This window comes from Streptococcus gordonii, from assembly GCF_001553855.1.
In the GTDB taxonomy this organism is placed as follows: Bacteria; Bacillota; Bacilli; order Lactobacillales; family Streptococcaceae; genus Streptococcus; species Streptococcus gordonii.
In genome coordinates, this window is record NZ_LQWV01000018.1 from 1 (window position 1) to 392 (window position 392).

Below are 392 nucleotides of genomic sequence, written 5' to 3' on the forward strand. Positions count from 1 at the left end.
CTTGGAAGGTTGGAGTACCAGTTTGAGGAAGGCCTTGAGGACCTGTGCTAGTTGCACCAGTTCCTGTAGGAGTTACCTTAGTAAACTCTGGACTATAAGTCGCAGTAACTTCTGTACCGTTCTTATCCACGCGTTTCACGGTGATTGGATCTGGTTTACCAACGAACTGTTTGTCTGGAGTGAAGGTTACTGTACCGTCTGGTGCAATCGTGTAGGTTCCTTGACCTGGAATAGTCTTCTCTTTGCTTCCATCTTCGAAGGTTGGCTCAACTGTTTTATTGATTTGAACCAGTTGGTCACCTCCTTGGAAGGTTGGGGTTCCTGTTTGTGGAACCCCCTGCGGACCTGTGCTTGTTGCGCCAGTTCCTGTTGGAGTCACTTTAGTCCCTGTT

General features: G+C 48.2%; 1 protein-coding gene. It reads right to left on the minus strand.

Translation table 11 applies throughout. The annotated features are described in order from the left end of the window. A partial coding sequence (locus tag AWH02_RS06005) for a hypothetical protein (protein ID WP_145762182.1) occupies positions 1–392 on the minus strand: 392 nt, incomplete at both ends.